Consider the following 20324-nt stretch of genomic DNA (forward strand, 5'->3'; position numbering starts at 1 on the left):
GCATGAGTGGTTCTCCCGTAGGTAAGGACAGCGCCTTCAGCACCCTGCTGGGCATGAGCATCCACAAGGCCGAGCAGGGCGAGTCCGAGGTGCGCATGAGCGTGCAGGACCAGCTCATCAACCTGCACGGCAAGTTGCATGGCGGCGCCCTCTTCTCGCTGATCGACACCGCCCTGGGCCAGGCCAGCCACAGCCTGTTCGACGGCCGGCCCGGCAGCGTGACCCTGGAGTGCAAGGTCAACTACGTGCGCGGCGTGAGCGAAGGCGAACTGGTCTGCCACGCCCGGGTGATCCATCCCGGACGCAAGACCCATGTGCTGGAAGCCAAGGTCCACCAGGGCGACAAATTGATCGCCCTGGCCCAGGCGACCTTCGCCTGTCTATGACCGGCCAGCCCGGGCGGCGGCGAGGTGGCGCATATCGCCCTTTGCCATCGCCTGAGCTACCCTGGGAGACAACTGAGCGGGTTGCGGTCTGAGGCTTGAACCCGGACCGCGGCAGTGACTGCTGCGCCCGCGTCGGCCCTGGCCGACCACCCCTATATCAGTCGGTTTCTTCTACCCTGCCCGGGGCGAGTACCGCCAAAGGAAGTTAACTTGAGCGATATCCTGTCCCGCCGCCTGGCGCTGCTCGGCGCCGATTCCACCCTTCTCGCCGCCTGCCTGCACGGCATCGAACGCGAGGCCCTGCGCATCGACGCCCAGGGCGAACTGTCCCAGCACCCGCACCCGCGAGCGCTGGGCTCGGCCCTGACCCATCCGCAGATCACCACGGATTATTCCGAGGCGCTGCTGGAATTCATCACCCCCACCGGCACCCGCACCCCCGAGGTGCTGGAGGCGCTGGACCGGGTGCACCGCGCGGCGGTGGCCCAGCTCGACGGCGAGCGGATCTGGAGTGGCTCCATGCCCTGTACGCTGCCGGCCGAGGAGCAGATTCCCATCGCCGACTACGGCAGTTCCAACATCGGCCGGCTCAAGCACGTCTATCGCCGAGGCCTGGCCCTACGCTACAGCCGTACCATGCAGTGCATCGCCGGCATCCACTACAACTTCTCCCTGCCGGAAAAGGCCTGGGAGTTGCTACGCCAGAGCGAAGGCGATGCGCGCGACGCCCGCGACTACCAGTCGGCGCGCTACATCGCCCTGATCCGCAACTTCCGTCGCTACAGCTGGCTGCTGATGTACCTGTTCGGCGCCTCGCCGGCGCTGGACATCGGCTTCCTCCGCGGCCGGCCGCACCAGTTGCAGACGCTGGACGAGCGGACCCTGTACCTGCCCTACGCCACCAGCCTGCGCATGAGCGACCTGGGCTACCAGAGCAACGCCCAGGCCAGCCTGACGCCGGACTACAACGACCTGACCACCTACACCGAGAGCCTGAGGCGCGCGGTGGGCACGCCCTATCCGCCCTATGCGGAGATCGGTACCCACCAGGACGGCGAGTGGGTGCAGCTCAATACCAACATCCTGCAGATCGAGAACGAGTACTACGCCACCATCCGCCCGAAGCGGGTCACCCGCAGCGGCGAGCGCCCGGTGCAGGCGCTGATGGCGCGTGGCGTGCAGTACATCGAGGTCCGCTGCCTGGACATCGACCCCTTCCTGCCGCTGGGGATAGACACCACCACCGCCCTCTTCCTCGACGCCTTTCTGCTCTATTGCGCCCTGGAAGGCAGCCCGCCGCTCAATGGCGAGTGCAGCGAATGCACCGACAACTTCGCCAGCGTGGTCCGCGAAGGCCGCAAGCCGGGTCTGCGCCTGCAGCGCCATGGCGCTTCGGTGGCCATGATCGACTGGGCGGCGGAGCTGCTCGACCAGATCGAGCGCTGCGCCGAAACCCTGGACGCCAGCCTGGGCGGCGACGCCCATCGCCAGGCGGTGGCGGTGCAGCGGCAGAAGTTCGCCGATGTCAGCCGCACCCCGTCGGCGCGCGTGCTGCAGGAATTGCGCGAGCATGGCGAGAGCTTCGTCGAATTCGGATTGCGCCAGAGCGAGGCCCATGCCGCCTATTTCGCCAGCCATCCGCTGAGCGAAGGCGAACAATCGGGCTATGCCCAGATGGCGCGCCAGTCGCTGGAAGAGCAGGCAGAGATCGAGGCGGCGCCCCAGGGCGACTTCGATACCTTCGTGGCGGCGTATCAGGCGAGCATTCTGGCGACGATTGGGGTGTAGACGGGTAGGTTGGGCTGAGACGGCTTCATCGTCGAAGCCCAACGGTGCCGGTGCGGTGCCGGTGCCGAAGAGCTTGTTGGTGCCCTAGCTGATTATCGTGTTCTGCTGGTGGATCTTGTTTCGCCCACCCGGGCGAGTCACTTTTGCCAGTCGCGGCAAAAGTAACCAAAACCGCTTGCCCCGACCATCCGGCCTTCCGCTTCGCTCCAGGTCCGCTCACACCAGCGCCGTTCCGGGGTCGGTCCAGATGGGCCCTCCATGGCCCACTGGACCTCTCGCCGCATCCATGCGGCTCGACCCACTCCACGACACTGGCGTTCGCCCTCCTGAACGGGGCGATTCGCCAGACTGAAAGTTTTGGTTGAAGAGCCCGTAGCGTGGACAACGGCGCAGCCTTGTCCACAGGAATCGGCGTTACGCGTCAGTGGAAAACGCTAAGCAGTTTTCCACGCTACGAATATCTAAACACCACAGCGTCAGGCTAGCGCCCCGCCCCCGTCAGTGAGGCCGAGTACAGGTGTCGTGGAGGGGGTTGCGAGGCAGGACGCCGAGCAAGGCGCGAGGGGCAGAGCGGCGGTGCCCATTAGTGGAAAACGCTGCGCGGTTTTCCACGCTACGTCTCCAGGCGCCAGCGGGCGACTCGATGGTTGACGAGTGCGCCTTCCGGTATCGATGCAGGAAGGGCCTGCTCCACCTTGCAGCGGTTTACGTTGGGACTGGCGCTATCGCGGCCATGGGCCGCTCCTACAGGTGTGCCTTGAATCTGTAGGAGCGGCTCATGGCCGCGATGACGAGGGGCTTGGTAGCGTTGGGCTTCGACGATGCAGCCGTCTCAGCCCAACCTACGAGCTTGCCCTTACAACCCCTTCTCGAAGATCTTCGAATTGCGCTGGTAGTTGTACAGCGACGCCCGCGCCGCGGGCAGGCGTTCCACGCCGCTGGGCTCGAAGCCGCGTTCGCGGAACCAGTGGGCGGTCTTGGTGGTGAGCACGAACAGGGTGCTCAGGCCACGCTCGCGGGCGCGCTGCTCGATGCGCGCCAGCAGGGCGTCGCCGCGGCCGCCGTGGCGGTAGTCGGGATTCACCGCCAGGCACGCCAACTCGCCCGCCGCCGAGTCGGCGATGGGATAGAGCGCTGCGCAGGCGATGATCAGGCCTTCGCGTTCGACGATGCTGAATTGCTCGATCTCCCGCTCCAGCACCTCGCGTGAGCGACGCACCAGGATGCCCTGCTCTTCCAGCGGCCGGATCAGCTCCATCAGGCCGCCGACGTCGGCGATGGTCGCTTCGCGCAGGGTCTCGAAGGGTTCCTGGGCGACCAGGGTGCCGCTGCCGGCGCGGGTGAAGAGTTCGGTGAGCAGGGCACCGTCCTCGGCATAGCCGACGACATGGCAACGGCGCACACCGCCGCGGGTGGCCTGGGCGGCGGCGTCGAGCAGTTCGGCCTGGTAGGAGCTGCCCAGGCGTGCCAGGTGGGTGGGGATCTGCTGCGGACCGATCTCGCGGATCAGGGCGCCGTGTTCGTCCAGCAAGCCCGGCTCGGCGCCATAGAGCACCAGCTTGTCGGCGCCCAGGTCGATGGCGGCGCGCATGGCGACGTCTTCGCAGGCCAGGTTGAAGGTTTCGCCGGTAGGGGAATAGCCCAGTGGCGAGAGCAGCACGATGGTGCGTTCGTCGAGCAGCCGGCCGATGCCGCGCCGGTCGATGCGGCGGACTTCGCCGGTGTGGTGGAAGTCGACGCCATCCTGCACCCCCACCGGGCGCGCGGTGACCAGGTTGCCGCTGGCGACCCGCAGTCGCGAACCCTGCATGGGCGAGGCGGCCATGTCCATGGACAGCCGTGCCTCGATGGCGCTGCGCAGGCTGCCGACGGCGTCGATCACGGCTTCCAGGGTCGGGCCGTCGGTGATGCGCAGGTCGTTGTAGAAGCGCGGTTCGATGCCGCGCGCGGCCAGGCGCGACTCGATCTGCGGACGGGAGCCGTGCACCAGCACCAGGCGCACGCCCAGGCTGTGCAGCAGCACCAGGTCGTGGACGATGTTACCGAAGTTGGGATGGGCGACGCCATCGCCGGGCAGCATGACGACGAAGGTGGCGTCGCGGTGGGCATTGATATAGGGCGAAGCGTGGCGGAGCCAGTTGACGTAGTCGTGCATCGAGACGAAGACCCTTGAGGAGTAGGCGTGAGGGTGAACGGAGGCAGGCAGGGCGTTCAGCATCGTCGCAGCACGGGGGTTCCTCGAAGCGGGGCGGATGGGCAGACAGCAGGATTAGACCGCTGCGAGTTTACAAAAAGTCGCGCCGGGCGACCGGGTCTATTCATCAGTTGGCGACCGCTTCTGCCAGGCAATAGTGGCCGATCAGCTGCCGCAGGAGCGCCACGCTGGGCTCGATCCGGTCCAGCGCCAGGTGCTCCTCGGGCTGATGGGCGCAGCTGATGTCGCCTGGGCCGAGCACCAGTACCTCCTGGGTGATCGCCTGCAGATAGGGCGCCTCGGTGGCGAAGGCCACGGCGTCGGCGCGGTGGCCGGTGAGGCGTTCGGCCAGGCGTACCAGCTCGGCGTCGGCCGGCTGCTCGAAGGGTGGCACGGCGGGAAACAGCGGCTGGTAGTCGATCTTCACCCCGAACCGCTCGGCGACGGGCAGCAGGCGCCCGCGGATGATCTGGCGCAGGGCTTCCGGCTGCATGCCCGGCAAGGGTCGCAGGTCAAATTCCAGGGCGCACTGGCCGCAGATGCGGTTAGGGTTGTCGCCGCCGTGGATGCACCCGAGGTTGAGGGTCGGCTGGGGTACCAGGAACAGCGGATTGCGGTACTCGCGCTGCCACTGGGCACGCAGGTCGAGCAGCTCGCCCATCACCGCCTGCATGGCCTCCAGGGCGCTGTGGCCCAGACGCGGATCGGAGGAATGACCGCTCTGGCCGAGGATGTCGATGCGCTCCATGAGGATACCCTTGTGCAGGCGGATCGGCCGCAGCCCGGTCGGCTCGCCGATCACGGCCGCGCGCCCCAGTGGCCGCCCGGCCTCGGCCAGGGCCCGGGCGCCGTCCATGGAGGATTCCTCGTCGCAGGTGGCCAGCACGATCAGCGGCTGGCGCAGCTGCCGTGGATCCAGGTCGCGCACGGCCTCGAGGATCAGGGCGAAGAAGCCCTTCATGTCGCAGCTGCCGAGGCCGTACCAGCGTTCGTCGGCCTCGCGCAGCCGCAGCGGATCGCCCTGCCAGAGGGCTTCGTCGTAGGGCACGGTATCGGTGTGGCCGGCCAGCACCAGGCCGCCGGGACCGCTGCCCAGGGTGGCGATGAGGTTGAACTTGCCCGGGGTCACCTCCTGCGTCTCGCAGGCGAAGCCCAGGGCACCGAACCAGTCGGCCAGGCGCGCGATGACCCCGGCGTTGGACTGATCCAGCGCCGCCTGGGTGCAGCTCACCGAGCTTTCGGCGATGAGGGTGGCGAACAGAGCTTTCAGCGCGGGCAAGGTCATGGGGGTCTCCTGGTCACGGCTCCATCATGGCGCCATCCGCCCTGGGATGAAACCTTCATGCGCCCAGGGGCCGGGACGGGCTAAACTAGCGCCCACGTTCTCGCCGTCCGTCGTCATGACGCGCTCGGCACGGAGCCGGACCGTTCTCTTCCGGCGCCAGGATGCTCCAATGGCCAAAGAAACCGAAATCAAGCTGCGCGCCAGCGCGGCGACCCTCGATGCCCTGCGCGCTCACCCCTTGCTCAAGAAGCGCTGCAAGGACGGCTGGCAGCGCCACGAGCTGTCCAACTGCTATTACGACACCGACACCCGCGACCTGGCCCATGCCAAGGTCGCCCTGCGCGTGCGCCGCGACGGCGACCGCTACATCCAGACGCTCAAGAGTCGCGGCCAGAGCGTGGCCGGGCTGTCCGAGCGCAACGAATGGGAATGGCCGCTGAGCGATGCCACCCTGGACACCGCGCGGTTCGACGACAGCTGCTGGCCGGCGGAGCTGGCCGACCTGGACCTGCGCCGCCTGCAGCCGGTGTTCGACACCGACTTCGTCCGCGACGCGGCGGAGATCGCCTGGGGCCGTGGCAAGGCGCGCACCATCATCGAAGTGGCCCTGGATCAGGGCGAGGTCCGCGCCGGCGAGCAGCGCGAAGCCATCACCGAGGTCGAGCTGGAACTGCGCCAGGGCGAGCCGGCGGCCCTGCTGGAGCTGGCCGAACAACTGGCCGCCGAGCTGCCGCTGATGCCCTGCGACATCAGCAAGGCCGAGCGCGGCTATCGGCTGCACGATGCGGCGAGCTACACCCTCTATCTGGCCGCACCGGAGCTGGACGCCGAGACGCCCCTGGACGAGGCGGTCGCCCGGCTGGGCTGGCACCTGCTGGCCAGCAGTCAGCGGCTGGCCGAGCAGTATCGCTGGAACGGCCACTGGCGCCTGCTGGTGGACTGGGTGCATCAGCTGATCGACCTGCGCGCCCTGCTCGGCAGCCTCGGCCAGGCCGCGCCGCGCACCACCACCCGCGAGCTGCGGCAGACCCTCGACGAGCTGCTCGCCGACTGGCGGCCGCTGGCGGTGATCGGCCAGGACGACGAAGACGCCCGGCGCCAGGCGCCGCAGCGTTTCGCCACCGAACTGGAGCAGCCGCGCTGGGGGCTGTTCTCCCTGCGCGCCGCCCGTTGGCTGCAGGCCCGTGGCTGGACCCAGGGCCGTACCGGCCGGGGCGAACGCCAGGGCGCCACGCCGCTGGGCCAGTGGCTGCCGCGCCTGCTCGCCCAGGAGGCGGCCGAGCTGCCCCTGCTGCGTGCCGTCACCGAACCCGAGCTGATCGAGCAGCAGCTGCCGCGCCTGGAGCGGATGCAGGTCTGGCTGCACCTGGCGCGTGGCTCGCTGGACCTGCCGGAGGCCGACCGGCTGTATGGCGAGCTGGGCAAGCTGGCACCGCTGAGCGCCCATGGCGACCTCGCCGGGGTGAGCGAGCAGGCCCGGCTGATCTTCGTGCTGGCGCCCTGGAAAGCCCTGACCTGAGCTGCCGGACGGCAGGAACGATCCCCTGGCCACGCCGTCCATCCTGATGGCACAAGGCCGCGAGCGATTCCGCAACGCAAAATCGCTATGCTGGAAGAAACGACCGCCCCAGCGTCCACGGGGGCGGTAGTGGCGTCGCCCGCGGACAGGCTGTCGAATCCGGGCGACCATCCTGTCTAGGAGTCCAGATGTCCGCCATAGCTTCCCCTTCCGCTGATCGTTGGCTCGACCTGGGCGACATCCTGCGCGAGCTGGTCAGCCAGCAGCGCATCGATCAGCAGACCGCCGAGCAGTGCCTGCTGCTGCGCCGCGGCTCGGCCAATCCGCAGCAGCATCCGCTGGAATTCCTCGCCGCGCAGAGCGTCGACGATCTCTCCCGGCCTGGGCGCAAGCTGGACCTGGATAGCCTGACTCGCTGGCTGGCGGAGTACTCGGGCCAGCCCTTCTACCGCATCGACCCGCTCAAGGTGGACGTGGCCTCGGTCACCCCGCTGATGTCCTACGCCTTCGCCCAGCGCAACAAGATCCTCGCCGTGGCGGTGAGTCCGGACGAGGTGACGGTGGCCAGCGCCCAGCCCTTCGTGCACAGCTGGGAGAGCAACCTCACCCATGTGCTGCAGCGGCCGATCAAGCGCGTGGTGGCCAGCCCCGCCGACATCACCCGCTACACCCAGGAGTTCTTCCGCCTGGCGCGCTCGGTCACCGGCGCCTCGGCGGTGGAGCAGAAGACCAGCGGCGTCGGCAACTTCGAGCAGCTGGTCAACCTGGGCGCCAGCGATGGCGAGCCGGATGCGAACGACGCCCACATCGTCAATATCGTCGACTGGCTGTTCCAGTACGCCTTCCAGCAGCGTGCCAGCGATATCCACGTCGAGCCGCGTCGCGAGCAGGGGGCGGTGCGCTTCCGCATCGACGGCGTGCTGCACACCGTCTACCAGTTCCCGGCCCAGGTCACCCTGGCGGTGGTCAGCCGGATCAAGAACCTCGGCCGCATGAACGTGGCCGAGAAGCGCAAGCCCCAGGACGGCCGGATCAAGACGCGCATGGCCGGCGAAAAGGAGGTGGAGCTGCGCCTGTCGACCATGCCCACCGCCTTCGGCGAGAAGCTGGTGATGCGGATCTTCGACCCGGACGTGCTGCTCAAGAGCTTCGACCAGCTGGGCTTCTCCGCCGACGACCTGCGCCGCTGGGCCGGCATGACCGGACAGCCCAACGGCATCATCCTGGTCACCGGCCCCACCGGCTCGGGCAAGACCACCACCCTCTACACCACGCTCAAGCAGCTGGCCACGCCCGAGGTGAACGTCTGCACCATCGAGGACCCCATCGAGATGGTGGAGGACGCCTTCAACCAGATGCAGGTGCAGCCCAACATCGAGGTGACCTTCGCCAGCGGCGTGCGGGCGCTGATGCGCCAGGACCCGGACATCATCATGATCGGCGAGATCCGCGACCTGGAGACCGCCGAGATGGCCATCCAGGCAGCGCTGACCGGCCACCTGGTGCTGTCCACCCTGCACACCAACGATGCGCCCAGCTCGGTGAGCCGGCTGATCGAACTGGGGGTGCCCTACTACCTGATCCGCGCCACGGTGCTGGGCGTCATGGCCCAGCGCCTGGTGCGGACCCTGTGCCCGGCGTGCAAGACGCCCACCGAGCTGGATCCCGCCGCCTGGCAGGAGCTGACCAAGCCCTGGAACGCCCCCTTGCCCACCGGCGCCATGCAGCCGGCCGGTTGCCCGGAATGTCGCGACACCGGCTACCGCGGTCGTGCCGGGGTATACGAAATCCTCACCCTCTCCGATAGTCTGCGTGAACTGATCACCGCGGATACCGACATCACCGCCCTGCGCCGTCAGGCGTTCAAGGAAGGCATGCGCAGCCTGCGCCTGTCCGGCGCGCAGAAGATCGCCGCCGGGTTCACCACCGTGGAAGAAGTCCTGCGCGTCACGCCCCAGAGCGAACGTTAGCGCCCCAGCAGCCCGCGAGCGGAACAAGGATAGCGAGCCGTGCAGACAACCGTCGTGACTCTTCCGGCCGTGGCCGCCGAGGACGCCGAGCAGATCCATCGCCGCCAGGAGATCCTGGCGGCCTATGGCCTGCTCGACGACCAGCCGGAGCCGGCCTTCGACGACCTGGTGGAACTGGCCGCCACCCTCTGCGAGACGCCCATCGCCGCGGTCAATCTGCTCGGCGAACGGCAGCAGCTGTTCAAGGCCGAGCGCGGCCTGGGGGTGGCGGCGATCCCCCTGACGCTGTCCTTCTGCCAGCACCTGCACGAGGCCCAGCAGGCGCAGCAGATCGCGGACCTCAGCCAGGACCCGCGCTTCGTCGACAATCCCCTGGTGACCGATCCGGCCGGCCTGAGATTCTACGCCGGGGCGCCGCTGCGCACCGCCGACGGCGTCTTTCTCGGCACCCTGTGCGTCCTCGACTGGCAACCCCGGGAGCTGAGCGCGGCGCGTCTCGGCGGCCTGGAACGCCTCGCCCGCCAGGTGCTGCGGCTGCTGGAGGCACGGGCGAAGCCGACGGCGGCCGCGCCGAACCGGCTCGACGACGCCCACTATCGCGCCCTGATGGACGTCAATCCGCAGATCATCTGGTTCGCGCGCCCCGACGGCAGCTTCGAGTACGCCAATCGCTACTGGTACGAATACAGTGGCCTGAGCCCCGCCCGTGCGGTCGCCGATCCTGACCTCTGGGCCGCGGCCATCCATCCCGAACAGCGCCAGGAGCTGCTGCAACGCTGGCGCGAAGTGCGCCAGCAGCGCGTCGCCGGCAGCCTGGAACTGCAGCTGCGCGATGCCCAGGGCCGCTATCGCTGGTTCGAAACCCGCACCATGCCCTTCACCAATGCCAGTGGTGAAATCGAACACTGGGTAGGCGTGGCCCAGGACATCGACAGCCGCAAGCGGGCGGAAACGGCGCTGCGGGAAAGCGAGGCCTTCGCCCACCTGCTGCTCGAATCGACCCACGAGGGCTTCTGCGCCCTGGATCGCGACGGGCGCGCCACCCTGTGCAACCGCGCCTTCCGGCAGATGCTCGCGCTGGCCGAGGAGCGCGACATCCTCGGCGAACGCCTGGACGCCCGCCTCAGCTCCGCCCGCAGTGAAGACGGCGCCCGGGCGCTGCAGCGCGTCGCCAGCGAGGGGGCCACCCTGCACCTGTCCGCCGACGCCCTGCTGCGGGAGGATGGCAGCCTGCTGCCGGTGGAGTGGCGCGCCCAGCCGCTCTGGCGTGACGGCGAGGTGCAGGGTGCCATCTGCACCTTCGTCGATCTCAGCGAAAGGATCCGCAGCCATGATCGCCAGCGCTTCCTGCTCGAACTGGGCGACCTGCTGCACGGGGTGACCCATACCGGCGAAGTGGCCTCGGTGCTGGGCGACAGCCTGGGACACCTGCTGGCGGTACAGCGCATCGGCTATGCCCGGGTCGGCCGCGACGGCAGCCTGACCATCGACAGCGACTGGCTCGATCAGGGCCGCACCCACCGCCTCAACCTGCCCAGCCTGGGACACTGGCACACCTCGGCGGTGGAGGAGTTGCGCCGCGGCATCATCGTCAGCGTGGAAGACAGTGCCCAGGACCAGCGCCTGGGCGAGATGCGCCGCCTGCTGCTGGAGCATGGCGTGCGCGCCGGCCTGGTGGTGCCGCTGCTCGCCGACGAACAGCTGGTCGGCCTGCTGTTTCTCTACGCCGACACCCCGCGGCACTGGACCACCGGCGACGTGGCCCTGGTCCGCGAGGTCGCCGAGCGCATCCGCATCGTCATCGAGCGCACCGCGGCGGCCGACGCCCTGCGCCTGGCCGAGCAGCGCATCGCCCTGGCCATGGACGTCGCCGACCTGGGCGTCTGGGACTACGACATCGACCGCGACCTGATCAGCTGGGATACCCGCCTCGCTAATCTGGTCGGCGCCGCGGAACGACGCAGCACCATGCGCGGCGCGGCCCTGCTGCGTGCCCTGCATCCCGCCGACGCGCCGCGGGTGCGCGCCTATGTGACCGCCGCCATCCAGGGCGGCGGCAATGCCTATGACCTGCGCCTGACCTTTCGGGTCCGCAGCTCGCGCCAGGACGAGCCGGTATGGCTGAGCATCCGCGGACGCGAACGCCTGGAGCCCGGCGGCCAGCGCCGCCTGGTGGGCATCGCCCGCGACATCACCCGCGAGCGGCATGACGCTGATCGCATCAGCGAGACCAACCGCCAGCTGCGCCAGCAGATCGAGGAGCGCCGCGAGGCGGAAGCCCGCCAGCACGCGCTCATCGAACTCGGTGATCGCCTGCGCGAAGGTGATCCGGAAAGCACCGGGGTGGCCGCCGCCCTCGAACTGGTGGGCGCCCGCCTGGGCCTGCGCCGGGTCGGCTATGCCCGGCTCGACGAAAGCCGCGGCACCTTCGTCCTGCAGCAGGTCTGGACCCCCAACGGCAGCTTCGACCAGGCCCTGGCCTATCCGCTGCTGGCCCCGGACAGCCTGGCCCAGCAGGACGGCGAGCCGCCGCTGGTCATCGACGACGTCAGCCAGGACCCGCGCGCCCGGGCCAATGCCCAGCGCCTGCTCGACCTGGAGATCGCGGCCCTGGTGGACATCCCGCTCTACGAAGACGGCCGCCTGCGCGCCCTGTTCGTCGCCCATGACCAGCGCGCCCGGCTGTGGACGGAAGGCGAGGTGCAATTCCTGCGCGACGTCACCGACCGGCTCTGGTCGGCCATCTGCCGGCAGCGTTCCCAGGAGGCCCAGCGCGAGAGCGAGGGGCGTTTCCGCTTGATGGCCGACAGCGCCCCGGTGCTGATCTGGGCCTGCGATGCCGAGGGCCAGCTGCAATTCGTCAACCAGCGTTTCGCCAGCGAATTCGACCTGCACGATGCCGACCTGCACGGCCAGGGCTGGAGCGCCCTGCTGCCAGATGCCGAGTGCCCGGCCTTCGAGGGCGCCTTCCGCCAGGCCATCGCCACCCATAGCGCCCTGCGCGCCGAGGTGCGGGTGCGCAACGCCCAGGGCGAGTGGCGCTGGCTGCGCCTGGAGGGCACGCCGCGACTGGAGCTGGACGGTGAATTCCACGGCCTGGTCGGCTGTGGCGTGGACATCACCGAGGCGCGGCAGACCACCGACCAGCTGGAACAGCGCATTGCCGAGCGCACCCAGGAGCTGGGCCACAGCCATGCGCGCCTGATCGCCGAGATCTACGAGCGCGAGCGCACCGAAGAGGCGCTGCGCCAGTCGCAGAAGATGGAAGCCATCGGCCAGCTCACCGGCGGCATCGCCCACGACTTCAACAACATGCTCACCGGCATCGTCGGCGCGCTCGACCTGATCCGCCTGCGCATCGCCAACGGCCGCACCCAGGACCTGGATCGCTACATCAACGCGGCGGTCAACTCGGCCGATCGTGCCGCGGCCCTCACCCACCGCCTGCTGGCCTTCGCCCGCCGGCAGACCCTCGATCCGCAGCCGGTGGACGTGCACCAGCTGGTCGAATCCCTGCAGGACCTGCTGGTGCGCACGGTGGGCGAGAACATCGTCCTGCGCCTGGAGCTCGCCCCCCTCGCCTGGCTCGCCCACAGCGACACCCACCAGCTGGAAAATGCCCTGCTCAACCTGGTCATCAACGGCCGCGACGCCATGCCGGCGGGGGGCGAACTGTGCATCGCCACCACCAACCTCAGCCTGGACGGTGATGAAGCCACGCGCGAATCCCTGGCGCCGGGCGACTATGTCCGGCTGAGCGTGGCCGATACCGGCACCGGCATGCCGCCGGAGGTCAAGGCCAAGGCCTTCGAGCCCTTCTTCACCACCAAGCCGGCCGGCCAGGGCACCGGACTCGGCCTGTCGATGATCTACGGCTTCGTCAAGCAGTCCGGCGGCACCGCGCGGATCGACACCGAGCCGGGCCAGGGCACCACCATCAGCCTCTACCTGCCGCGGCACCCCGAGGTCGCCACGGAAAGCAGCGACCAGCCCACGCCCAAGGTGGCGCCGCGGGCCGAAGCCGGGCAGACCGTGCTGGTGGTCGAGGATGAATATGCCGTGCGCATGATCGTGCTGGAGGTGCTCGCCGAACTGGGCTACACCGCCCTGGAAGCCAGCGACGCCGACAGTGCCCTGCCGATCATCGAGAGCGACCAACGCCTGGACCTGCTCATCAGCGATGTCGGCCTGCCCGGCATGAACGGCCGCCAGCTCGCCGAGATCGCCCGTGGCCGCCGGCCCGCGCTCAAGGTGCTGTTCATCACCGGCTATGCCAAGAATGCCAAGGTGCGCGGCGAATTCCTCGGCGAGAACATGGACATGCTGATCAAGCCCTTCGACATCGATGCCCTGGCGGAGCGCATCCACAGCATGATCCAGGGCTAGGCGCGCGCAGCGGTCTGGAACTCAGGAGGGGGCTTGGCCCTCTATAGGAAACCTCAAGAAGGAGATCTCATCCATGCGCCTGAAGAAGCTTGCTCTGGTTTCCCTGATTGGCCTGCCGCTGCTGGCCGCCACCACTGCCGCCCATGCGGATGCCCGGTTCTGGCGTCATGCCGCGACCCTGGGCGCGACCTCCGGTTCGTTCTATACCACCAGCCGTGACGACCACAAGATCGTCGCCGCCACCCAGGACGATGCCAGCTCCTATCTCGCCAGCAACGGCCAGATCCGTGGTCCCTATCTGGAAGCCGCCCTGCGCGACATGCGCGCCGCCCAGCCGGGCCTGCAGGCCAGCGACAGCGACCTCGCCATGCGCATCCTGACCCAGTAAGGGACAGGCAAAAAAAGAACCCCGCCGGCTCAGCCGCGCGGGGTTCTTTTTTTCCGAGGTCGCGCAGCGCGCGCGGGGCCTCTAGCTCTCGCTGGCCTGGCGATAGCCGTCGGCGTCCAGCAGCTTGTCCAGCTCGGCCGGATCCTGCGGCTTGAGCTTGAAGAACCAGGCGCCATAGGGCTCGCCGTTGACCTGCTCGGGTGCGTCGGCCAGGGCCTCGTTGGTGGCGATGACTTCACCACCCACCGGGGCATAGATGTCCGACGCCGCCTTGACCGACTCCACCACGCCCGCCTGCTCACCGGCGCCGAGGGTCTTGCCGATCTCCGGCAGCTCGATGAAGACCACATCGCCCAGGGCCTCCTGGGCATGGTCGGAAATGCCGACGGTGACGCTACCATCGGCTTCCAGGCGCGCCCATTCGTGGCTGGCGGCATAACGCAGGTCGGCGGGAATCTGGCTCATGAGGGGTCCTCGGGCTGGCACGGTTGAAGGAGCGGCGAAGCAAGGGCCGCGAACGCCCTTCTGGCGCAGGCGCCGTCGCTCGGGTGCCGCTCTAAAAGCCAAGGGTAGCCTGCCAACCCTGAGGACCGCCATCGTCAGCGGCGCTTAATTGGGTCCGATCCGCGTGCAGCTGGTGTTGTCGACGTACTTCTTCAGCGTCGCCCACTGCGGCCGATCCACGCCGTTGATGGGTTCCACCGCCAGGTTGTAGTTGGCCCAACCCGGTCCTGCGGCCCAGTAGCTGGCCGGGATGCAGTTCTGCTTGAGATAGGCCAGCATGTTGTCCATGGCCACCAGCCAGCGCGGATCGTCGTCCGGCACGCCGAATTCGCCGATGTAGCCCTGCTTGCCGTTCTTCTTCAACCAGTCGACGAAGGGCTTGACCCTATTGACCCCGACCTGGGGATCGAAGCCGCTCATGTCCTTGCTGGCGTATTGGCCACCGCCGTCGTTGTCGAAATAGACGTGGGCGGAAAAGATCAGCTTGTTCGCCGGATCCTTGAGCGCCAGCAGCGGGTCGTTCCACTGCGGCCAGCGTGCGGCGCTGGACCAGCCATTGCCCTCGACGATGATGGGGTGCACGTTGTCCACGGTGCGGATGCCATTGATGCCGTGCTGGGCGGCGGTCGGCCAGAAGGCCACGGCGTCGTGGGGCTCGTTCATGATGTCGTAGCCATAGAGCGCCGGATGCTTGCCGAAGCGGAAGGCCAGGCGGTAGGTCACGTCCCAGTAGTTGAAGTAGGTGACCTTGCCGGCGCCGATCACCTCGCCGCGATAGCGGGCGTAGTTGTGCAGGTCGAGGATCACCTTCACGTCGTATTTCTGCGCGTAGTTGAGCGTCTGGGTGATCAGGGCGCCGTAGTCCGGGTCCAGCATCGAATTCAGCGTGGGCTGGATGCGTTCCCAGATGATCGGGAAGCGCACCAGCTTGATACCCTTGGCGCTCCAGTCCTTGAAGTGCTGCTCGCTGGGAAAGACGTAGTTGCGGTTGTTCATTCCCGGGAGCACCTGGCTGGCGAAACCGGCGCCGGAGAAGTTGAGACCGACCAGTTCGACCGCCTGGGCCGAGCCGAACAGCGCGCTGGTCAGGGCCAGGGTACCGGCGAGACGCAGCGAAAGATGGCGCAAGCGCCGGGTAAGGGATTGCATGACTGCACCTGTAGGAAAAGGATAGTCCCCGCCTTCCGCAACCTAGCGGGCTCCTGGCGTGGGCGAACTCAGCGGCCGCGTCCTCCTGCGGCGCCGTTTGGTGCGACTTCGTCGTCATTGTTGACGCAGCTATCGGCGTCCCCGCCCGTACCTTTAGCCACTATTTCCCTTCAAAAACAGTTAGTTACTGATTATTTCACGTCAGATTGCCGACACTTGGTCGCGCGGTTCGACGTGCCTGAGCTAACGCCTTGAATCAGCGAGACTTTCTGTATCCAGGAAAAAACGAACGAAGCGGCCAAGCGCGCGAAGAGACCAGATTTCTATCCAGGGTCATTTTGTAACCTTCCAACAGCCTGCCTCCTGGGTACCCGGGCTGGCCACCGGCTGCACACCCGCCGGAACGTTCTCCTCCCCCCGGGCTCTATCCCTGCGAGTCCCCGCGAGAGCCCTGCCATGCCCCCTTGCGCGCCCCTGACGCTTCGCACCCTGAGCCTGATCCTGGCCGCTGCTGCGCTGCTGGGCTGCGGCGAGACCGCCTGCCTGCAACAGGCAGCCGGTTTCGGCCCCACGCCGACGCTGCCGGAGCCGCACCGGACGCTGCTGCCCACCATCAACGTGGCGCCCGCGGTGGGCTGGTCCGAGGGCGGGCGGCCCATTGCCGCGCCGGGTACCCAGGTGCAGGCCTTCGCCAGCGGCCTCGACCATCCGCGCTGGCTCTATGTGCTGCCCAATGGCGATGTCCTGGTGGCCGAAAGCAACGCGCCCAAGCGCGACGGCTTTCCCGGCCTCAAGAACTGGATCGCCGGCCTGTTCATGCAGAAGGCCGGTGCCGGCGTGCCCAGCGCCGATCGCATCACCCTGCTACGGGACGCCGACGGTGATGGCATCGCCGAAACCCGCAGCGTCTTCGCCGAGCATCTGCACTCGCCGTTCGGCATGGTGCTGGTGGATGACGACTTCTACGTCGCCAACGCCGATGCCCTGGTGCGCTTCACCTACCGCCCGGGTGCGACCCGCCTGGAAGGCCAGCCGGTCACGGTCACCGAGCTGCCGGCAGGCATCAATCACCACTGGACCAAGAATGTCATCGCCAGCCGCGATGGCAAGAAGCTCTACCTGACCGTCGGCTCCAACAGCAACGTCGGTGAAAACGGCCTGGACCTCGAGCAGGGCCGGGCCGCGATCTGGGAGCTGGACCGCGCCAGTGGCCAGAAACGCCCGTTTGCCACCGGCCTGCGCAACCCCAACGGCCTGGACTGGGAGCCCACCACCGGCACGCTATGGACGGTGGTCAACGAGCGTGACGAGATCGGTAGCGACCTGGTCCCCGACTATGCCACCTCGGTGCAGGACGGCGGCTTCTACGGCTGGCCCTACAGCTACTGGGGCCAGACCGTGGACCGCCGGGTCCAGCCGCCGCGACCGGACCTGGTGGCCAGGGCGCTCACCCCCGACTACGCCCTGGGCACCCATACCGCCTCCCTCGGCCTCGCCTTCGCCAGCGCCGATACCCAGTTGCCGGCAGCGTTCCGCCAGGGCCTGTTCGTGGGCCAGCACGGCTCCTGGAACCGCGATCCCAAGAGCGGCTACAAGGTCATCTTCATCCCCTTCCTGAACGGCAGGCCCAGCGGGCCGCCGCGCGATCTGCTGACCGGCTTCCTCAACGCCAGGGAAGAAGCCCAGGGCCGCCCGGTCGGCGTGGTCAACGATGGTCGCGGCGCGCTGCTGGTGGCCGATGATGTCGGCAACACCCTCTGGCGGGTGAGCGCCCAGCGACCCTGAGCGCCGCCTGCGTTAATCCGTCCTTAAGCGCCTCGGCCTAAGCTTGTTCCTGACCATCCCGGGGATGGTCACCGCTCTTGCCGAGGCAGGCCCGGAGCGGTAAAACCGATCTACCGCCTGGGAAACTCCGATGAGAATACTGCTGGCCGAAGACGACATGCTGCTGGGTGACGGGATCCGCGCCGGCCTGGCCCTGGAAGGCGACACGGTCGACTGGGTCACCGATGGCCAGGCCGCGCAAGCCGCGCTGGAAACCGATCCCTTCGACCTGGTGGTGCTCGACATCGGCTTGCCGCGCCGCTCGGGCCTAGAGGTGCTGGCCGCCCTGCGCAAGCGTGGCAATGCCACCCCCGTGCTGATCCTCACCGCGCGCGACAAGGTCACCGACCGGGTCACCGGCCTGGACACCGGTGCCGATGATTACCTGACCAAGCCCTTCGACCTCGACGAACTGCTCGCCCGGGTACGCGCCCTGACCCGCCGCAGCACCGGCCGCGCCCAGCCGCAGCTGGAGCACAACGACCTGCGGGTCGATCCGGCGACCCACCGGGTGACCCTGGCCGGCCAGCCGGTCGACCTGGCACCCCGGGAATACGCCCTGCTGCGCCTGCTGCTGGAGAACATGGGCAAGGTACTCTCGCGCAATCGTCTGGAGCACGCCCTCTACGGCTGGGACGGCGACGTCGAGAGCAACGCCATCGAGGTCCATATCCATCACCTGAGACGCAAGCTCGGCAGCAGCCTGATCCGCACCGTGCGCGGCATCGGCTACGGTATCGACCAGCCCGAACGGCCCGCCTCGTGATCGACGGCCCGGCCAGTTCGCTACGGCGGCGACTGCTGACCCTGCTGCTCTGCGGGATCTTCGCCTGCTGGCTGATCGCGGCCCTGGTGACCTACCAGCTGGTCCTGCGCCAGGTGAATCGCCTGGCGGACGAGGACATGCTCGACTTCGGCTCGGCGGCGCTGCACCTGGCCACCCTGGGCGAGGGAGGCGACCAGGCCCTGTCGCCGGCCTCCCAGGCCCTGGAGCGCAGCCGCTCGGCCATCGCCGACCTGCCGCTGTTCAAACGGCGCAATGCCCTGGGCTATCTGCTGCAGGCAGGCGACCAGCGCCTCGGCACCCCGGCCCCGCCGACCGGCCTGCTCGACCAGCCGCCCGGCTTCAGCAGCCTGCTGGCCGAGGGTCAGCATTGGCGTGTCCTGCGGCTGAGCAGTGGCGACGGACGCATCTGGATCTACGAAAACCTCGCCGACCGCCGTGGCGCCACCCACCTGCTGCTGCTGGGCTCGCTGTTTCCCCTGGCCCTCGCCCTGCCGGTACTGGCCGCGCTCATCTGGTTCGGCGTGACCCGCGGCCTCGAACCCCTGCGCCAGCTCGCCGCGCAGATCAAGCAGCGCTCCGCCCAGCGGCTGGAGCCGCTGCCGCTGAATCGGGTGCCGTTGGAGGCGGCGGTGCTGGTCGAGGAGATCAATGCCCTGCTGCAACGCCTGGATGGCGCCCTGGAAGCCGAGCGCCGCCTGACCAGCGACGCCGCCCACGAGATCCGCACGCCGCTCGCCAGCCTGCTGACCCATACCCAGGTGGCCCTGAGATCCAGCGACCCCCAGGCCCATGCCCGCGGCCTGCTGCAGGTGCGGCGCAGCGCCGAACGCATCAGCCAGCTGATGGAGCAGATCCTGCTCCTGGCCCGCCTGGACAGCGGCGCCCTGCAGGAGCAGTTCGTACCCGTCCACCTGGGGCGCCTGGCGGCGGATACCCTCTCCGAACTCGCGCCGCTGGCCATCGACAAGAACATCGACCTGGTACTCGAGGACCAGGATGTCCAACTGGCCGGCATTCCCACCTGGCTCGGCGTCCTGCTGACCAACCTGGTGGGCAACGCCATCCGCTATACCCCGGGCGACGGCCAGGTGCTGGTCAGGGTCGTGGCGGGCAGCCCCGGCCGGGTGCGGATCGAGGTCTGCGACAGCGGCCCCGGCGTCACGCCGCAGGAGCGGGCGATGATCTTCACCCGCTTCTACCGCAGCGAGAGCGCCGGGCAGAACGTCGGCAGCGGCCTGGGCCTGCCCATCGTCAAGCGCATCGTGGAAATCCATGGGGGCAGCCTGCAACTGGGCGAGGGCCTGCAGGGCCGCGGCCTGGGCGTGTACATCGAGCTGCCCGGCACGGCCTGAGGCGGGCGCCTACGACCAAGGCCATCTTTTACCCGGGCCGGCCGAAGGCTTACAGTGGCGGGATTCGCCACGCGCGAAGCGAAGTCCCGCTACCTGGAGAGCCCGGCCCATGTCCATGATCCTGTACCACACTCCCGCCTCGCCCTTCGGTCGCAAAGTCGTGGTGATGCTCCACGAGACGGACCTGATCGAGCAGGTGGAAGTGGAAATCGTCCAGCAGACGCCGCTCAATCCCAACCGCGACGTCCTGGATACCAACCCGGCCGGCAAGATCCCCGCCCTGCGCCTGGCCGATGGCACCTGCCTGCACGACAGCCGCGTCATCCTCGACTACCTGGATACCCTGCACGAGCGCCCGCCGCTGATCCCGCGCCAGGGCCCGCAGCGCTGGCGGCGGCTGACCCTGGCCTCGCTGTGCGACGCCATGATGGAAGCCGCCGTGCAGATTCGCTACGAGAGCTTCATGCGCCCGCCAGGCATGCAGTGGAAGCTCTGGCTGGACAACCAGCAGGAAAAGATCGCCCGGGCGCTGGACTACTTCGAGCGCGAGGCCATCGCCGAGCTGGACGGTGACTTCGACGTGGCCAGCCTGGGCATGGCCTGCCTGCTGGGCTACCTGGATTTCCGCATCCCCACCTGGGCCTGGCGCAGCGACTGCCCGCGCATCGCCGCCTGGTACGCCCGCACCGGCGAGCGCCCCTCGCTGCAGGCGACCCGTCCCTGAGCGACGGCTAGGTGTGATCTCTCAGTAGGTTGTTCATCCGGGGCATTCCCGGAATTCTGGAAGCGCGA

The 20324-nt window shown here is 68.4% G+C and carries 14 protein-coding genes; 10 read left to right on the forward strand and 4 right to left on the reverse strand.

Going from position 1 to position 20324, the window contains the following annotated elements; translation table 11 throughout:
- Positions 1-2: 2 nt before the first annotated feature.
- Complete coding sequence (locus FSV73_RS25245; RefSeq protein WP_145013093.1) at positions 3-386, forward strand: PaaI family thioesterase; 384 nt, start codon at positions 3-5, stop codon at positions 384-386.
- A 210-nt stretch (positions 387-596) separates the two neighbouring features.
- Complete coding sequence (gene gshA / locus FSV73_RS25250; protein WP_145013095.1) at positions 597-2174, forward strand: glutamate--cysteine ligase; 1578 nt, start codon at positions 597-599, stop codon at positions 2172-2174.
- Between the two features lie 856 nt (positions 2175-3030).
- Here the strand turns inward: gshA and argA are convergent.
- Both argA and argE read right to left on the reverse strand, forming a co-directional pair.
- Positions 3031-4329 (reverse strand): amino-acid N-acetyltransferase, encoded by a 1299-nt coding sequence (gene argA, locus FSV73_RS25255; RefSeq protein ID WP_145013097.1) that lies wholly within the window; start codon positions 4327-4329, stop codon positions 3031-3033.
- Positions 4330-4495: 166 nt separating this feature from the next.
- Complete coding sequence (argE, locus tag FSV73_RS25260; protein WP_145013099.1) at positions 4496-5653, reverse strand: acetylornithine deacetylase; 1158 nt, start codon at positions 5651-5653, stop codon at positions 4496-4498.
- A 169-nt stretch (positions 5654-5822) separates the two neighbouring features.
- Here argE and FSV73_RS25265 point away from each other — a divergent pair, with 169 nt between their 5' ends.
- The 4 genes from FSV73_RS25265 to FSV73_RS25280 all read left to right on the forward strand — a co-directional run bounded on the left by FSV73_RS25265 (position 5823) and on the right by FSV73_RS25280 (position 13916).
- Positions 5823-7172: a CYTH domain-containing protein gene (locus tag FSV73_RS25265; RefSeq protein ID WP_145013101.1), complete on the forward strand. Its 1350-nt coding sequence runs from the start codon at positions 5823-5825 to the stop codon at positions 7170-7172.
- Positions 7173-7360: 188 nt separating this feature from the next.
- Entirely contained in the window at positions 7361-9142 is a 1782-nt protein-coding gene (locus FSV73_RS25270; protein WP_145013103.1) for a GspE/PulE family protein, read from the forward strand.
- 39 nt (positions 9143-9181) lie between these two features.
- A complete protein-coding gene (locus FSV73_RS25275; protein ID WP_145013105.1) occupies positions 9182-13528 on the forward strand; it encodes a PAS domain S-box protein in 4347 nt (1448 codons plus the stop codon).
- A gap of 73 nt (positions 13529-13601) precedes the next feature.
- Positions 13602-13916, forward strand: coding sequence for a DUF2388 domain-containing protein (locus tag FSV73_RS25280; RefSeq protein ID WP_145013107.1), 315 nt, complete (start codon positions 13602-13604; stop codon positions 13914-13916).
- An 81-nt stretch (positions 13917-13997) separates the two neighbouring features.
- Here FSV73_RS25280 and gcvH read toward each other — a convergent pair whose 3' ends face one another.
- Both gcvH and FSV73_RS25290 read right to left on the reverse strand, forming a co-directional pair.
- Positions 13998-14381, reverse strand: a complete 384-nt coding sequence (gene gcvH / locus FSV73_RS25285; protein ID WP_145013109.1) for a glycine cleavage system protein GcvH — start codon at positions 14379-14381, stop codon at positions 13998-14000.
- A 144-nt stretch (positions 14382-14525) separates the two neighbouring features.
- Entirely contained in the window at positions 14526-15569 is a 1044-nt protein-coding gene (locus tag FSV73_RS25290; RefSeq protein WP_145013111.1) for a glycoside hydrolase family 5 protein, read from the reverse strand.
- Positions 15570-16025: 456 nt separating this feature from the next.
- Between FSV73_RS25290 and FSV73_RS25295 the strand changes: the two genes are divergently transcribed.
- The 4 genes from FSV73_RS25295 (at position 16026) to FSV73_RS25310 (ending at position 20256) form a co-directional block, all read left to right on the forward strand.
- Positions 16026-17354, forward strand: a complete 1329-nt coding sequence (locus tag FSV73_RS25295; RefSeq protein ID WP_145013113.1) for a PQQ-dependent sugar dehydrogenase — start codon at positions 16026-16028, stop codon at positions 17352-17354.
- Positions 17355-17484: 130 nt separating this feature from the next.
- A complete protein-coding gene (locus FSV73_RS25300; RefSeq protein WP_145013115.1) occupies positions 17485-18159 on the forward strand; it encodes a response regulator in 675 nt (224 codons plus the stop codon).
- Positions 18156-19532 (forward strand): sensor histidine kinase, encoded by a 1377-nt coding sequence (locus tag FSV73_RS25305; RefSeq protein ID WP_145013117.1) that lies wholly within the window; start codon positions 18156-18158, stop codon positions 19530-19532. The genes FSV73_RS25300 and FSV73_RS25305 overlap by 4 nt, the downstream gene beginning before the upstream one ends.
- 109 nt (positions 19533-19641) lie before the next feature.
- Positions 19642-20256, forward strand: coding sequence for a glutathione S-transferase family protein (locus FSV73_RS25310; protein ID WP_145013119.1), 615 nt, complete (start codon positions 19642-19644; stop codon positions 20254-20256).
- Positions 20257-20324: the final 68 nt, after the last annotated feature.

The organism is Pseudomonas oryzihabitans, from assembly GCF_007665395.1.
Lineage (GTDB): Bacteria > Pseudomonadota > Gammaproteobacteria > Pseudomonadales > Pseudomonadaceae > Chryseomonas > Chryseomonas psychrotolerans_C.

Bases quoted from the DNA above. Each gene is read 5' to 3' on its own strand.
- gcvH (WP_145013109.1), bottom strand. From the start codon at position 14,381: ATGAGCCAGATTCCCGCCGACCTGCGTTATGCCGCCAGCCACGAATGG.
- FSV73_RS25280 (WP_145013107.1), top strand. From the start codon at position 13,602: ATGCGCCTGAAGAAGCTTGCTCTGGTTTCCCTGATTGGCCTGCCGCTG.
- FSV73_RS25265 (WP_145013101.1), top strand. From the start codon at position 5,823: ATGGCCAAAGAAACCGAAATCAAGCTGCGCGCCAGCGCGGCGACCCTC.
- FSV73_RS25295 (WP_145013113.1), top strand. From the start codon at position 16,026: ATGCCCCCTTGCGCGCCCCTGACGCTTCGCACCCTGAGCCTGATCCTG.
- FSV73_RS25310 (WP_145013119.1), top strand. From the start codon at position 19,642: ATGTCCATGATCCTGTACCACACTCCCGCCTCGCCCTTCGGTCGCAAA.
- FSV73_RS25290 (WP_145013111.1), bottom strand. From the start codon at position 15,569: ATGCAATCCCTTACCCGGCGCTTGCGCCATCTTTCGCTGCGTCTCGCC.
- FSV73_RS25300 (WP_145013115.1), top strand. From the start codon at position 17,485: ATGAGAATACTGCTGGCCGAAGACGACATGCTGCTGGGTGACGGGATC.
- argE (WP_145013099.1), bottom strand. From the start codon at position 5,653: ATGACCTTGCCCGCGCTGAAAGCTCTGTTCGCCACCCTCATCGCCGAA.
- argA (WP_145013097.1), bottom strand. From the start codon at position 4,329: ATGCACGACTACGTCAACTGGCTCCGCCACGCTTCGCCCTATATCAAT.
- FSV73_RS25245 (WP_145013093.1), top strand. From the start codon at position 3: ATGAGTGGTTCTCCCGTAGGTAAGGACAGCGCCTTCAGCACCCTGCTG.
- FSV73_RS25270 (WP_145013103.1), top strand. From the start codon at position 7,361: ATGTCCGCCATAGCTTCCCCTTCCGCTGATCGTTGGCTCGACCTGGGC.